Origin of the sequence: Paenibacillus alba (assembly GCF_013204855.1) — a bacterium.
GTDB classification, from domain to species: Bacteria; Bacillota; Bacilli; order Paenibacillales; family NBRC-103111; genus Paenibacillus_E; species Paenibacillus_E alba.
Genome location: NZ_JABMKZ010000023.1, coordinates 1 through 15,346 on the forward strand (window position 1 = coordinate 1; position 15,346 = coordinate 15,346).

The 15,346-nt window shown below is 49.6% G+C and carries 10 protein-coding genes; 3 read left to right on the forward strand and 7 right to left on the reverse strand.

All coding sequences use genetic code 11. From position 1 onward, the window contains the following. Window positions 1-326 precede the first annotated feature (326 nt). The 3 genes from HQN90_RS24270 to HQN90_RS24280 are packed head-to-tail and all read right to left on the reverse strand — an operon-like array spanning window position 327 to window position 2,770. Entirely contained in the window at window positions 327-1,304 is a 978-nt protein-coding gene (locus HQN90_RS24270; RefSeq protein WP_173223507.1) for an MBL fold metallo-hydrolase, read from the reverse strand. A 10-nt stretch (window positions 1,305-1,314) separates the two neighbouring features. Beyond that, a complete protein-coding gene (locus HQN90_RS24275) occupies window positions 1,315-2,046 on the reverse strand; it encodes a class I SAM-dependent methyltransferase (RefSeq protein ID WP_173223509.1) in 732 nt (243 codons plus the stop codon). A 28-nt stretch (window positions 2,047-2,074) separates the two neighbouring features. Next, window positions 2,075-2,770, reverse strand: coding sequence for a DUF6483 family protein (locus HQN90_RS24280; RefSeq protein ID WP_173223511.1), 696 nt, complete (start codon window positions 2,768-2,770; stop codon window positions 2,075-2,077). A gap of 195 nt (window positions 2,771-2,965) precedes the next feature. Between HQN90_RS24280 and HQN90_RS24285 the strand changes: the two genes are divergently transcribed. Together HQN90_RS24285 and HQN90_RS24290 are read left to right on the forward strand one after the other, a co-directional pair. Next, on the forward strand, window positions 2,966-3,187 hold the full coding sequence (locus HQN90_RS24285; RefSeq protein WP_028556998.1) for a helix-turn-helix domain-containing protein: 222 nt from the start codon (window positions 2,966-2,968) through the stop codon (window positions 3,185-3,187). 178 nt (window positions 3,188-3,365) lie between these two features. Continuing rightward, a complete protein-coding gene (locus tag HQN90_RS24290; protein WP_173223513.1) occupies window positions 3,366-3,551 on the forward strand; it encodes a hypothetical protein in 186 nt (61 codons plus the stop codon). 98 nt (window positions 3,552-3,649) lie between these two features. Here the strand turns inward: HQN90_RS24290 and HQN90_RS24295 are convergent, their stop codons facing one another. Continuing rightward, a complete protein-coding gene (locus HQN90_RS24295; RefSeq protein WP_338042374.1) occupies window positions 3,650-5,668 on the reverse strand; it encodes an S-layer homology domain-containing protein in 2,019 nt (672 codons plus the stop codon). Between the two features lie 659 nt (window positions 5,669-6,327). Between HQN90_RS24295 and HQN90_RS24300 the strand changes: the two genes are divergently transcribed. Then, window positions 6,328-10,680, forward strand: coding sequence for a DEAD/DEAH box helicase (locus tag HQN90_RS24300; RefSeq protein ID WP_173223515.1), 4,353 nt, complete (start codon window positions 6,328-6,330; stop codon window positions 10,678-10,680). A gap of 117 nt (window positions 10,681-10,797) precedes the next feature. On the opposite strand, the gene nirD is transcribed toward HQN90_RS24300, so the two are convergent. From nirD to HQN90_RS24315, 3 genes are all read right to left on the reverse strand, one after another. Continuing rightward, on the reverse strand, window positions 10,798-11,148 hold the full coding sequence (gene nirD / locus HQN90_RS24305) for a nitrite reductase small subunit NirD (RefSeq protein ID WP_173223517.1): 351 nt from the start codon (window positions 11,146-11,148) through the stop codon (window positions 10,798-10,800). A gap of 30 nt (window positions 11,149-11,178) precedes the next feature. Beyond that, the gene (gene nirB / locus HQN90_RS24310) at window positions 11,179-13,602 is read right to left on the reverse strand and encodes a nitrite reductase large subunit NirB (RefSeq protein WP_173223519.1); all 2,424 of its coding nucleotides are present in this window, start codon (window positions 13,600-13,602) and stop codon (window positions 11,179-11,181) included. Window positions 13,603-13,698: 96 nt separating this feature from the next. Further along, entirely contained in the window at window positions 13,699-14,940 is a 1,242-nt protein-coding gene (locus HQN90_RS24315; RefSeq protein ID WP_173223521.1) for a nitrate/nitrite transporter, read from the reverse strand. Window positions 14,941-15,346: the final 406 nt, after the last annotated feature.

Consider the following 15,346-nt stretch of genomic DNA (forward strand, 5'->3'; position numbering starts at 1 on the left):
AGTTTTTTTGTGCATCGTCCAGATAAATACATCAATTAATCCCATATTTAGGTAGTAATTATAAATTATTTAGACGATACTTTTTTCGGATTTCCATGTTAGGTTTGATGCAAAGCTATTGCCATTTTGCGTTGAAACGGAACTAGGATACGCTAATCGCCGTCTATTCGGCAAAAAGTGGCGTTTTTCTTCGAAATAGCGGACTGTATTTCCCTTTGCGAGAGGAAATCGTCTGAATTCTGCTAAATAGGGGATTACAGTTCCTTTTGGTGAAATTAAAAGAGCCTCCAAACCAACAATGAATTGGTTTGGAGGCTTTTGTATGTTCATTTCGATAAGGCGATATAGCGAATGTATTCCGCCGTAGGGTCGTCCTGCCGGATGCGTCCCTCCGCTTCGAGCAGGATGAGGTGAGCGATCGTCTCCGATAGCGCGAACCTCATCTGGTGGATACTCAGCCGGTCGCCGAAAGTCGCCCGGCACACATCGTAAGCGCTAAGCGAAACGCTTAGCTGCCCTTCCATGAGCGCAAGCCGCTCATGATGATGGCGCACAAGCTCCGCGGCGCGTGCGCTGAACAGAGGCCACGGCTCCCGGTGCCCCGGGTAAGCCATCTTCACAGGCAGCCTGCCGATCTCCTGCAGGCTGCTGAGATACGCGCCGAGCGGGTTCTCCTCCACCTGCGGGAGGAAGGACACGTTCGGCGATATTTGCGGCAGGACGTGGTCGCCGCAAAACATCACCTCCGCCTCGCCGTCGTAGAAGACCAGATGACCCGCGGCATGGCCAGGGGTCTCGATGGCTTCGTACACGCGGTTCCCGAGGCGCACAGGGCCCTCACGCAGCAGTGTGACCTGCGGCTGCGGGGAAACCATTTCGACGAAGCTCACCATGTGCTTCGTCATCTCATCCAGCCCGTCCTGCGGGAAGCCGTGCCGGGCAAAAAGCTTCAGCAGCAGCGCCGACATCGGCTGCTCCGCTCCCCATAAGAGCTGCACCTGCGCGTAACCGGTCTCCGATAGGAGAACCGGCGCGCCCGTGCGCTCCTGAAACCACCCCGCCATCCCGTAATGATCGGGATGGTGGTGGGTGAGCACGATCTGCTCCACGTGCTCGAAGCCAATCCCTCGCTCCTGCAGCACCTGCAGCCAGAGCGCCTCCGCATCCGGGGTATGAAGCCCCGGATCTATCACCGTATACCCGTTGTCGCCACGAATCAGGTACGCATTGACCCAACGCAGCGGGAAGGGCAGTGGAACCTTGACTTGGGTAATTTCCTCTGTATGTTCCGTCACGATGTTCATATCCGAGTCGTCATCCTTCCTTATGCCCTACAAAAATCATGCGGCTGGATGTCTCAGCCTCATAAGGCTGACCATCATAACCGCCATACACAGAATCAATATGTAAGCCGGCTTTTTCCAGCATCGCCTCAAAGGCCGTTCGATCATACAATTTAATCTGCTCCAAATAGTGCCGATCCGCAGTATCCTTTTGCGAAATCACAATGCGCTTCCGCACACAGCCCTCTTCAATCGCCCGCGCTTCGCGAATAAACAGATCGCCTTCCATCCGTTCCGATTGGGGAACCAGATTCGCCTGGATATATACCGGATTGAGGAAATCAATGATAAACCGGCCGCCTTTTTTGAGAAGCCGCTGAACTTCACCAATCACTTTCTCGTTCTGCTCATTCTCATCAAAATAACCAAATGAAGTAAATAAATTCACAACAGCATCAAATTGCCGCTCGATCGGGACCTCTCTCATATCTCCACGCAGCCAAGTGACTTGTTTCGTCTCATCCAGCTTGAGCGCCTCATTCAAAAGCACCTCGGATAAATCAACCCCGGTTACCTCATAGCCGAACTCCGTTAAAGCCATCGAATGCCGCCCCATGCCGCAGCATAAATCCAGCACCTGGGCTCCTTGAGGCAAGTCCAGCCAATCAATCATTTTCTTGACCTCGTGGTAAGCCCCCTGCATATCGCGATGTTTATACACAATCAAATAATCGTTTCCAAAACTTTCCTGATACCAAGCCATTTGTTCGCACCTTCAATTTCTAAATATTCTATAAAGGATTCATAATTTCAAAAGCACGCTGTTTATCTCTTACAATACGCAACCCGTCCAACACTTCATCTTTGCTAAAATTGCCTGCTTGGAGAGCGTCATCTTCAGCATCCAGCAGCTTTTCATAAAAAGCAACGCCTTGTCCCAACAATTCGGCTTGATCAGGATGATCTTCCATATAATGAAACAACACGTCCTCAACCTTCGCATAATTGCCTACCTTCTCATAATGGACAAAAAGCAGCCGCTTCATATCTTCCGGCATCATCCAGCGATTCAGACGCTCCAAGCTTTGATCGATACGCGATCCAATTTCCCCGCTTGCCTCATCCTTGGGGTCAACCTCAGAAGAAAGCGACAAATGAAGCAAAAGATCCAGCGATTTCAAATAAGCATGATAAGCCTCATCCATCTGCTCATGCCGCTGAAGCATATCTCCTTGGGCAGCGAACATATCACCAATCACCATCGCTTTGGCCGTATCCAAGCTGCCATGATAAGAAAGCAATTCCAGAATATCCTTACTCGACAACGCTTGCAGCGAACGAATATTCAGCCCAAGCAAATGACGGCTTGCTTCATCCAGCAGCTGCTGCGCATCTTCCAGAGGGATGTGTTCTTTGTTAAAAAGAATGCGATGCAGCATCACGGTCATTTGTTCAATTTGCCGCATAAAATAATCACGTTTGAACACGGGAATCGCCTCCTAAGCTCAAAAGAAATGCTTTATTTTAGCTTACCATGCATCGGCAGGAAACTCAAAAATCCATCCCGCCTATTTTTATGCATATACCGCACCATTGACAGCAGCCCTTCATAAACTAATTTTGACTGTATCCCTTAACCTTGTATTTCCCAATACCCGAGCAAGGAGGGGTGACACACATCCATGGGCAGCGACCACAAAAACAAATTTCTACTTACTAACCGCGAACGCGAAGTATTCGAGCTCTTAGTGCAAGACAAAACAACGAAAGATATCGCACAGCAGCTTTTCATTAGTGAAAAGACTGTACGGAATCACATTTCCAACGTCATGCAAAAGTTAAATGTCAAGGGTCGTTCACAAGCGGTTGTAGAACTGATTAAGCTTGGGGAATTAAAGATCTGATTCCGTCAGCAAAGGGATCCATGCAAGCTCTCGAGCCTTCTTAGGAAGGAGTCGAGGGCTTTTATGTTGGAAGTGAACGTTTTGTTAACCCGATGATTCGACAACAAATGACGTCAGGCATGTACTATGATACAGATATGCTACATATACAACCTAATTGGAGGAGGCTATTTGTGATATGAATGAGTTCGTCACGGATCATAAAACTGTTTTTTCACTTTCTACACTCCTAAATATAGAACCTAATATGCTGCTTAGACTGTGCCGTTATATTGAATCGAGAGGTTACTTCTTTCATAAATCGGAGGAAGGCTCCCTGCAATTTACAGATCGAGATATCGCCATTATCCTTGCCCATTACTGATGGGCTTTTTGTTTGCCTACGGACAAAAAACCAGTCCAAGCCACGGAAATACGTGATCTTCGGACTGGTTTTTATTTATTTCCGGAAGGAATGCAATCTTACTTGACGATGATGGCTGTTACGATCTTATTCTTGCCATTCAGCTGAATCAGATGACCTTCAGTAAACAAGGACAAGTTGCCCGAAACAGTGACACCTGTAGACACCGTATAAATCGTTGTTTGCTCTTTGCCATCTATCGTTTGAACGATAGAAATCGTAGCAAGCCCGCCTTGGGCATTGAGCGTAGTTCCTTTTAATTTGCCTAAAAGTTCAAATGGCTGATCCGCATCAATCATTTTGGTAACTTCAATATAAATGACTTTATTATCGGAGGTACGGATATCGACTTCGTCGCCTGCTTTTAAATCAGCAGCTTTGATCTTCTTCCCGTTTCGATAAACGACAACATTGGGGTGAAGCGTAAAGGTAGTTATAACTCCCGAATTCGTAAGCTTGAGCTCGTTGTTGCTCACTACAGCGCTGACTGTGCCTTTGTTTGTAATCGCTTGAACCATTTTCGTAACTTCAATGTAAATAACTTTGTTTTCGGACGTTTGAATGTTGACTTCGTCCCCCACCTTCAGGTCAGAAGCATTGACTTTGAGGCCATTGCGATAAACGACAACATCAGGATGGAGCGGCAGCTCGTAAGGAACACCTGACTTTTGGAGCTTCAGCACATTATTGCTGACGACCGCAGTGACGGTTCCGCTGTTCGTGATGGCTTGCGCCGTTTGCGTCACTTCAATGAAGATAACTTTATTGTCGGACGTACGGACATTCACCTCATCCCCGACAAGCAGAGCGGAAGCATTGACCTTCACACCATTCCGATAAATGACTACATCCGGGTGCAGGACATATTCGGTGGTGACCCCTGATTTCGTCAGCTTCAGCACATTGCTGCTCACTGCCAAGCTGACAGTCCCGCTGCTGGAAACAGGTACAACAGATCGCGTGACTTCAATGTAAATGACTTTATTGTCCGATGTGCGAATATTAATTTCATCACCGATTTTCAAATCATATACATTCACTTTATTACCGTTGCGATAGACGACAACGTCTGGGTGAAGCGCAAGTGTAGAGGTAGCGCCAGCCTTCGTTAACGTCAACGTATTATTGCTCACTGCTGCACTCACGGTGCCGCTGTAAAGGATGGATTGCACAGCTTTGGTTACTTCAATGAAAACGACCTGATTATTAAATGTACGTATTTTCACTTCGTCCCCAGCTTGTAAAGCAGAAGCGTTTACTTTGGCCCCATTCCGATAGATGAATACATCCGGATGCAGGGAATACGCTGCTGTTGTGCCAGAACTCTTGATACTTAGCGTGTTATTCGCAACTACGTTAGTAATCGTGCCTGTGATCGTGTTATTCACTTGATCCGGCAATTGCCCGCCTGTACGGTCAAGCAGCGCCGCAAGCTCAGCCCGTGTTACCGATTGGTTGGGCCTAAATGTATTGTCTTCGAAGCCATCGACTAATCCTTTCTCCATGGCGACAGCAATGTAACCAACAGAACCTGCCGGAATCTGCTTCGCGTCTTTGAAAGACAGCGTCGTGTTCATTTTCGCTTTCGCCTGCGCCTCCAACTTCAATGCCTTCACCAGAAGCGTCGTTGCCCACAAACGGTCTCCATTTTTTTGAGGCTGAACACTGTCATCATTTTCCGAGAACAAATCATTTTCTAGAGCGACTGCTACATAACCAACCGCCCATGCAGGAATTTGATTGGCATCTTTGAAGTTCAATTTGGTATTCATTGCCGACGCAGATTCGGCCTGGCTGCGAAGTCCCATCAAACGAACGGCAGCCGTAATCGCTTCAATCCGCGAAACGGTATTATGCGGTTTGAACGTCCCATCTTCATAGCCTTCAAATACACGTTTCGATGCCAAGCTGGCGATATAGCGGATTGCCCATTCCGCACTTTGCAAATCGTCAAAGGTCAGATGAATCTCAATTTTTTTGTCCTGATTTTGAGCACCGTTATCTTTTGCCAAAACGGCTGTGCTGCCTCCCGTGATCATAACAAAAGCAAGACAAGTTGCTACAACTTTTTTGAACACCAAGCTTCACTCTCCCTCAAACTTAGAATTTTGCGTGTATCAGAAGAATTCGTACGTCTGGTTATTATTAGGAGGGTAACCTTACAATTCCCATGAAAAATAACCGCTCTATCTCATCACCCTAGATACGGCTTAACAAATTTATCATACAAGTTATAAATAAACTGTCATATTGTGTAAATCATTTACGGTAAATTGCAACTGCCAAAAATGAATCGGAGGAAGGAGGCGGTGGTGGAAGTCATGGCGTAAGTCATGGTGGAAGTCGTGGTGGAAGTCGTGGACTTTCAGGAGCTGGCAGACTACCTCAGGTCCGTCTATGTCGCACTTTTTCGCATATTCCTGCAAATAGGCATCCTTTTCTCTTGGAAATCAGCAAAATCGTGAAAAGCCTGCGATTATGCATCCTTTGGAGACCTTTTCCCGAATCCAGAAAGGAAAAGCTTAAAAAGCCTGCACAATCGCAGGTATTTCCATTTTTCTCGCGATTTTTCTGAAAAAACATGCACTTTTGCAGGCTTTCTATGCAAGCATGAGAAAATCCAAGAGCGTGCAGCACTTTAAGCTTACTTTTCGAGGGTGTGAAGGTCTCTTAGGTTTGGCGCTGGCCCTCACATTATGCTATGTTGGATAAAAGTGTAAGCAAGGGAGCGAACGAAATGACGGACAATGCGCTGGAGCTATCTCATTTTCATCCGATTCTGAGGACTTGGTTTTCTTCCCGTTTTGGTGAACCCACCGATGTGCAGAAGCAAGCTTGGAAACATATTATTTCCGGCACACATACCCTCATCTCGTCTCCTACGGGATCAGGAAAAACACTGGCAGCTTTGCTTCCTTGCATGGACAGGGTCGCAAAAACAAAGCAATCGCTTGGGGACAGCTACCCAGCCGGTGTCCGTGTCCTAGTCGTCACACCGCTCAAGGCGTTAAATAACGATATTCATGATCATTTGATTCATTTTATTGCAGAAATTGACGAAGCTGCTGCCTCCTCCCCGAAGGAAGCCGATTGGCACGGCTTGCGGGTTGGCGTGCGAACGGGTGATACCACGCAAAGCACGCGAGCCTCGATGCTGAAAAACCCGCCCGATTTGCTCGTGACAACGCCGGAATCGTTGTACCTGCTCCTCACTTCGCCGCGCGCGAGACAGATGCTGAAGAGCGTGGAACAGATCGTCGTCGACGAGATCCACGATCTGGCGGCAGACAAGCGCGGCATGCATTTGTCGCTCACGCTGGAACGGCTGGACGCGTGGTGCGGGCGATCCGTGCAGCGGATCGGCGTGTCTGCCACGCAGAAGCCGATCGAGCGGGTCGCCCGCTTCCTGGGCGGCTGGGAAGCGGATCAGCCGCGACAGGTCGGCATTATCGAGAGCAAAGCCGAGAAGCAGTACGCCCTGCAGGTGACGATGCCGGAGCCTGCAAGGCCCGGAGCGGACAAAGAGGAGATATGGACGCCTCTTGTAGAGCGTTTGCTGCAGCTGATGGACGGCTGCAGCACTGTGCTGATCTTCGCCAATAGCCGCAGGCTGTGCGAACGAATGACATTGCGACTCAATGACCATGTCGGTCATGAGATCGCGAAGAGCCACCACGGCAGCGTCGCCCGCGAGAAGCGGCTCGAGGTCGAGCGCTTGCTCAAGGCCGGCGAGCTTCGCTGCCTCGTAGCCACGTCGTCGCTGGAGCTCGGTATCGACGTGGGGCATGTCGATCTGGTCATCCAGATCGACTCCCCGTTCTCCGCTGCCGCAGGCATCCAGCGGATCGGCCGTGCCGGCCACGCCGTCGGCAGCGTCAGCCGTGGCGTGCTGCTTGCGCGCAGCCGCAGCCTGCTGCCGGAGCTGGCCGTGCTCAGCCAGCGGATCGCCGCGCGCGACATCGAGGACATCCGCATTCCGCGGGGCAGCCTCGATGTGTTGGCGCAGCAGCTCGTCGCGATGGTCGCGATGGGCGACGAGCTGGATGTCGCGCAGCTGGCGCGACTGCTGGCGCAGAGCGATTCCTTCCGCGAGCTGCCGCAGGAGCGTTGGACAGCCATGCTTGAAGTGCTGTCAGGGCTTTACCCTTTCGTGCGTCCGCTCATCGCATGGGATCGCCAAACCGGCCGTCTCGAACGGTTGGCAGCTACGCAGATGGCTGCATTAACCGGCGCCGGCACCATTCCGCAGAGCACGGCCTATCCCGTGCATCACAACGAAACAGGCCTTCATCTCGGAGAGCTCGATGAAGAGTTCATACACGAGTCGTCAGTCGGCGACGTCTTCCAGCTGGGCACCGCTTCCTGGCGAATCGTCCGCAAGCGTCCAGAACGAATCTATGTCCAGGAAGCGGACAATCGCTATAGTGAAATCCCTTTCTGGCGTGGGGAAAGCGGAGGCAAATCCTTTGAGCTTGGCGTTCAAACGGGTCAACTCTGGCGCGAGCTGCGCGATCGTTTGCAAGCCCAGAGCAGCACCGAGGCAGACCTCGCTGTCCAAAACTGGCTAAGCGAGCAGTACTTTTTTGGCGTAGAAGCCAGTCAATCACTGATCAGTCTCGTCCGCAATCAAATTGCCGTGAATACCATCCCAACTGATACAACCCTAGTCATCGAGTCCTTTCTTGATGAAAACAATCAAGCCCACTATATTCTGCATAGCCTGTTCGGCCGTAAATTAAACCGCACTTGGCTGATGGCTATTGAGAAACAGCTCAAGCGGCATGGACTGGCTGCCCTCTATACAAATGCGAAGGATAATGGCATCGAGCTTATTTTCCCATCCTTGCAGGATGCGGTTGTACCCGCCCTTCTTTCCATCTCTTCCCTAGAAGCGGAACAGTTCGTCATTGAAGCCGTAGCTGAATCCGGCATGTTCGGTGCCGCCTTCCAGCGGTTAGCGGAGACATCCTTGCTGCTTTCCCGCAGCTTTACGCGCGTCCCCGCTTGGCTGAAACGGCTGCGCGGGCAAGAACTGATCAAGGAAGCTCTTCCTTTCAAGGAACGCTTTCCTTTATTTCAGGAGGCCATGCGCGAATGTTTGGAGGAGCATGTCGACTTGCCTCATTTGCAGCATATCCTGCAAGTGATTCAGCTTGGTACGATTCAAATCGCGGTTCACCGCAACCATTTTCCTTCACCACTTGCCTCACAATTCAAATCCGATTATGTCGCGCAAAAAATCTATGAATCCGACGCTTTGACGGAGGATTTGCAGGTGGAACTGCTTGGCTTCAGCCGGCAGATGGCGGCCGATATTTTCGGCGTGGAAGCCATTCGCCGTGCGGTCAGCCCGCAAATTATAGAGGCCGAAGAGCAGAAGCTCGCCAAAACTGACGAGCCGCTGGCTTCAGCTGCGGAGGTGCTGCGCTTTTTGAAGGAACGCGGCGATGCCTCGATTCCCGAGCTCGTCAAGGTGAGTGCCGTCTCCGAAACGCTTGTAGCTGCTTGGATGGATGAGCTTGTGCAGCAAGGCAAAGCAGCTCAGGCTTACTTCTCCACAATGACGCGATATATTTGCAAGGATGAAATGGCGTTTTATGCCTCACTTTCCAGTGACGCCGTATCCCGCTCCTTCGTTTTTCAGCGTTTTGCCGATGGGAAGCTGTCGTTCACGACCGAAGAACTTGCGGCCCATTTCGAAATTGATCCTCAGCTCGCAGCGAGCTGGGTCGAGACGGCTCTTGCTTCACAGCAGATTGGCGAAGCGCCCTTTGCCGATCCGGCCACGGAAGAGCTGTGGACCAGCAGTAAAGTCGCCTCCCGGCTAATTCGCCTGTCCTTGCAATCCTATCGCCGTGGCGGCGGAGCTATTTCGCCATACACCTATCTGGCACATATGCCCCTCAGACGCAAGCTCTCAGATCGCGCTGATGTGCCAGGAATGGAAGAGCTGGTTGAAATTATTCGAGATTTGCAAGGCTTCTTCTTGCCTGTGTCACACTGGGAGTCCCTCTTGTTCCCAACACGTCAGCCTGCTTACCGCAAGCAAGATTTGGACACCTTGTGCTCATCAGGGCAAATTGTCTGGCTTGGCCGCAAAGAGCCCGGCGAGAAGGAAGGACGGATTGCTTTCTTCCTGGCAGAAAGCCATTCTCTCTTCGAGCCTTGTCTTGCCGCAGTCAGCTATAAGCCTGTTTCCCAACCCTATCTGCTAACGCTTCTACAGGAAAAAGGGGCGAGCTTTCTGAGTAAGCTCGGGATTGAAACTGGCAAGCCGCCTTCTGTCTTGTTGGAGGAATTGCTGCAATTGGTATGGGATGGTCAAGCTGCCAATGATCAATTCGCGCCACTGAGGCTTCATGCGATGGGCGCCTCGAAGAAACCGGATAAGTTCCAGTCTGGACTTGGCCGTTGGTACGCCCTTAGCAGCCTGTATGAACCAGCTTTTGATAAGCAAGCATCTGCCATGCAGTGGACCCATCACCTGCTTGAACGTTTCGGGCTTGTCACCAAGGATGTGGTCTCTGCGTTCTGTCCATTCCCATGGGAAGCCATTCAATCCGCGCTCCGTCAATTGGAAGAATGGGGACTTGTTGTTCGAGGATTGTTTATTGCGGACTTGCCTGCGCTGCAATTCGCAACCAAAACCTTTATCAGCCTGCTGCACCAGCAGCCAGCTATTCCTCTGGCGAGTCAAACCAAGTTCACACTCGTGAGTGCGGTCGATCCGGCCAATCCTTTCGGACTTCTGCTCGACTGGCCAGAGGTTGCAGGTATTTCATTTTCACGGAAGCAAGGGAATTACCTAGCACTCAAAGGCAGCGAGTGGCTCTACTGGATTGAAAATAACGGCAAACGAATTTACCAAATCACTTCTTTGGCAGATACCAATAGCGATCCATCTATCATCGTTCAGGAGCTCAAGCTCATGTTCCGTCAATTTTTGAAACAACATCAGCTGCGCAAAATCGTCATTGATGCTTGGAATGGCGTACGCATCTCCGAAGCGCCGGAACAAGTCTATTTCAAGCTTCTGGGCGCAGAAAAAGACCGCACCAGCTTCGTCCTTTGGCCTAGCCAACTGAGCTGAGTACGGTCTATATCGCTTCGGCATCCGACTGGTCGGATCGAGCGCATCATTGGTCAGAACATGGATGGAGAGTTCATCTCCCCAATGAAAAGAACGAAAATCAGTTTCACTGCTTGCTCAACTGGCCATTTCTTTCTCTATCGGGAAGCCAATATAGATGGATCCATCCAGCACTTTGGTCGTGTACGTGCGGACACAGCCTGTATCCGGAGCTTGAACAAGCCCCGAAGGAAGATGAATCTTGCGATCATGCATGGGACAGTAGACGTGATCATCACAGACAATGCCTTCGGCCAGAACGCCCTCTTTATGAGGACAACGATTCTGGATGGCTTGCAGCTTGCCGTTTTTCATTTTGAATAACGCTACTTCTTCGCCTTGATAACGAATCGTTTTCCCTGTGTTTACGGCTAAATCCTCATAAGATACGGCTTGCACCCATACCAGTTGCTCGTCTTGTATTTTCATCTCTCTGCCCCTCCTGGCCATCTTCTACTGCTAGGTCAACTCGACAACTTCATAGAGATCACGTTGAATTTTTTTGCTGTCAATCGCTTGCTTCCATGGATCTTTCGTAACGGAAAGAGCAAGCTCCATGCGTGCGCATAGCTGTTTGCGTTCTTCTTCATTTTGGACTACATCTCGTATATGCTCGATACCGAGTCTGTGAACCCATTCGCTGGTACGTTCCCCGTATTTGCCAGTTTCCCGGTAGTATTGCAGATAGGCCTCTGTGTATTCAATAATTTCTTGCTCAGTTCTCACCGTTGTCAAAAGGTCACCGACACGAACCTTCACTCCCCCATTGCCTCCCGCATAAAGCTCCCAACCCCCGTCTACAGAGACAACGCCCAAATCCTTGATGCCTGACTCCGCACAGTTTCGCGGGCAGCCGGATACCGCAAGCTTCACCTTGGCTGGTGTATTCAAGCGTTCAAATCGTTTCTCCAGCTCAATGCCAACTCCCATCGCATCCCCAGTACCGAAGCGGCAGAAGGTATCGCCTACACAAGTTTTAACAGTACGCAAAGCTTTCCCATACGCATATCCAGACGGCATATCCAATGCTTCCCACATCGCCGTAAGATCTTCTTTCTTCACACCAAGCAGATCGAGACGTTGACCGCCTGTAAATTTCACAGTGGGAACATGGAATTGTTCGGCTACTTCAGCAATCCGCTTCAACTCGGTTGGATTCGTGACACCGCCATAAATTCTTGGAACGACAGAATACGTACCATCCTTCTGAATGTTGGCATGCATGCGTTCATTAACAAATCGCGAGGTGCTGTCATCTTGATACGTGTCAGGGCTTACCATGCCCAAATAGTAATTAAGCGCTGGGCGGCATTTGGAGCAGCCCTCTTCATTTTTCCACCCCAGCACGTTCATTACTTCACGCACATGCGATAAACCTTTGTTCCGAATAGCTTCAACCACTTCATCACGCGCAAACTCGGTGCAGCCGCAAATGGATTCCTTGGCCGCATTTCTATCATAAGAATCTCCTAATGTGAAAGCTAATAGCTCACTAACGAGCGGCTTGCAGCCGCCGCAGGAACGAGAAGCTGTTGTACAATTCTTCACTTCATCTACTGTCGTAAGCCCTTGTTCCTTGATCGCTGAACAAATCGCACCTTTCGTAACACCATTGCAGCCGCAAATAATAGCATCGTCCTTCATGTCAGCTGCTCCGGCTGCTGCTGCGCCACTGCCGCTGGATGAATCTGTCAGAATCGCTGTTTTGGACATTGCACTCACATCAGTTTCTTCTCGAATCATTTGCATGAGTCGTGTGCCATCTGCCGTATCTCCAAAAAGCACCGCACCGATGATTTTGTTGTCTTGAATAACCACTTTTTTATAGACACCTGTGAACTCGTCATGGATGCGGATGGCTTTCGTACCTTCGGCATCGACGAATTTACCGCCTGAGAAAACATCAACCCCAGAAACCTTCAGCTTCGTATACAGGATGGAACCTTCGTACGGGGCTGTTTCTACGCCTGCCAAATGCTTGGCGAGCACGGCGCCTTGCTCATACAGAGGAGCAACCAGTCCGTAGGCGATGCCTCTATGCATGGCACATTCGCCTACGGCATAAATATGGGGCACATTCGTTTGCAAATAGTCGTTTACGATGATACCTGGATTGCAGTCTATACCGGAATTTCTGGCAAGTTCAACGTTGGGACGAATCCCTACAGCCATGACGATCAAATCCGCCTCGGCAACCGTACCATCTTTGAATTTTAGACCAGCAACGCGTTTGTCACCGATGATTTCTGCGGACTGCTTGGCGAGGAGGAAGTTGATTCCTTGCTCTTCGAGTGCCGCTTGAAGCATTTTGGATGCGGTTCGATCCAGCTGACGTTCCATAATCGTATCGACAATATGAACAACATCTACTTTCATCCCTAAATGAAGAAATCCCCTCGCTGCTTCCAAGCCAAGCAAGCCGCCGCCGATGACGATCGCTTTTTTATATTTTTGGGCGGACTCGATCATGATTTCACAATCACGAATGGTCCGATACGCCATGACGCCTTCTTTATCCGCACCAGGCAGCGGAATCATAAATGGATTGGAGCCTGTCGCCAAAATCAATTTATCATAAGGAACCGTTAACCCTTTATCACTCGTTACCGTTTGAGCGGTTGTGTCGATTTGAGTAACCGTTTGATTGGTATGCAAGGTAATGTTGTTATTCGTGTACCACTCGTAAGGATGAATGACAATATCTTCGACTTGGGAATCCCCGGAAAGTACGTAAGACAACAAAATTCGGTTATAGTTCGGATGCGGCTCACTGCCAAAAATAGTGATCTCATATTTATCCGGTGCAAGCTTCAGCAAGTGTTCCACCGCGTTTACGCCCGCCATCCCATTGCCGACCAATACCAGCTTTTCTTTTTGAGTCATGATCATCTTCCTCTCGGATATGTCTCTCCTATCATCCATTTGCTTCTCGTTCAATTTCCGTTTATTAGGATCCTTGAGGGCAACGATGGAAATGTATTAGGCTTGCACACTTTCTATAGAAGCAGCTGGTGCTTTCACTTTACCGCCCTCACCAATCCATGTCCGTTTCCATTGCCCTTGCACAATCGCGATTAACACGATGCAGATGGCCGCGATGGCACTCAAGATCAAGAAGCCGGGGGTGAAAGAACCCGTAGATAATTTGATATTGCCGAGAATTTTCGGCAGAAAATATCCGCCGAGGCCTCCTGCCGCTCCAACGATGCCTGTAACAACGCCGATTTCGGATCGGAAACGCTGGGGTACAAGCTGGAACACAGAGCCATTTCCCATTCCAAAAGCCATCATTGCAATGAACAGCATCACGGTTGTAAGGGAAAGCGCAGGAAGCGTAGAAATGCCAGCCATCATGATGGCAACAATCCCGTATAACACCATTAACATTCGAATGCCGCCGATTTTATCCGCAAGCCATCCCCCGACCGGACGGAAGAAGCTCCCGCCAATCACGCATAACGTTGTGAAATCGGCTGCTCGAACCGGTGAAAGACCATATTGCGTATTAAAGAAAATTGTTAAATAGGTAGACATCCCTACGAAACCGCCGAAGGTAACGCTGTATAACATACAAAACAACCAAGAATCTTTTTGCTTCAATACTTTGCCGTATTCGGCAATCGTCTTCGGAGCTGGTTTATTTGGGCTATCTTTCGCTAAAATAGTGAAGACAACAAGAGTTATTACGATCGGAATCATGGCAATCCCCAAAACAATATGCCAGTCGCCGTAATGCTGGGCGAGCCGATTGGCGAACAAGGTGGCGAAAATAGTTCCGCTATTGCCAGCCCCTGCGATGCCCATCGCCAGACCTTGGTACTGCGGCGGATACCAGCTGCTGGCTAAGGGCAGTGCCGCTGCAAAGCTGGCTCCTGCAATTCCGAGCATCAGTGCTACGAAATACATATCTCCCATGCTGTTCGCGAATTGCCAGCCCCAAAACAAAGGAACTAAGGTTAAGGTAAGTCCAATCTGTCCTGTTAGCTTTGGCCCTATTTTATCGGTCAGAACCCCTAGTACTAATCGAAGAACAGCGCCACCGAGCGTAGGCAATGCAACTAAATTCGCCTTCTGTGCCGCATCCAGATGAAAATCATTGGCGAGAATAACCGCAAGAGGACCAAGTATGACCCATACCATGAAACTCATGTCAAAATACAAAAACGAACTGAATAACGACCCTTTGTGCCCAACTTGCAAAAAACTCTTCCGATCAACCATGAATTCCCTCTCCTTTATCGAGGCTTTTCGCCTTCTTTTTTCTACCCTACCGTACTTGAGCGCTTTTTGACAAGAAGAGGCCGACAAACAATCCCCAGGAATGGTGGGATGCTTATCGGCCTCTTTGCCACTGCTGTCACATCATTGTGAGCAGCTTGTTTGTTGATATGGATCAAACAAAACATAAAAAGCCTATCCGGTTACGTATTTGTAAGGGGATAGGCGCCATTGCCTTCGTTGGTGGTGCTTAGCGGCACATCATTGTGCCGATTTCTAATTTGATTATAGTACGGCATTGCAATGATGTCAATAAACTTAACACAAAATTTTCGTTCATGATATCCATTCTGCCATATCGACAAAATTCAAGGTCATATGCTATAGTAATGCCGTGTAAACATTCACA

What these genes read in the sequence shown, in the direction of transcription:
- HQN90_RS24285 (WP_028556998.1), top strand. Translation starts at nt 2,966, where the DNA reads ATGGGCAGCGACCACAAAAACAAATTTCTACTTACTAACCGCGAACGC.
- HQN90_RS24270 (WP_173223507.1), bottom strand. Translation starts at nt 1,304, where the DNA reads ATGAACATCGTGACGGAACATACAGAGGAAATTACCCAAGTCAAGGTT.
- nirB (WP_173223519.1), bottom strand. Translation starts at nt 13,602, where the DNA reads ATGACTCAAAAAGAAAAGCTGGTATTGGTCGGCAATGGGATGGCGGGC.
- nirD (WP_173223517.1), bottom strand. Translation starts at nt 11,148, where the DNA reads ATGAAAATACAAGACGAGCAACTGGTATGGGTGCAAGCCGTATCTTAT.
- HQN90_RS24315 (WP_173223521.1), bottom strand. Translation starts at nt 14,940, where the DNA reads ATGGTTGATCGGAAGAGTTTTTTGCAAGTTGGGCACAAAGGGTCGTTA.
- HQN90_RS24275 (WP_173223509.1), bottom strand. Translation starts at nt 2,046, where the DNA reads ATGGCTTGGTATCAGGAAAGTTTTGGAAACGATTATTTGATTGTGTAT.
- HQN90_RS24290 (WP_173223513.1), top strand. Translation starts at nt 3,366, where the DNA reads ATGAATGAGTTCGTCACGGATCATAAAACTGTTTTTTCACTTTCTACA.
- HQN90_RS24300 (WP_173223515.1), top strand. Translation starts at nt 6,328, where the DNA reads ATGACGGACAATGCGCTGGAGCTATCTCATTTTCATCCGATTCTGAGG.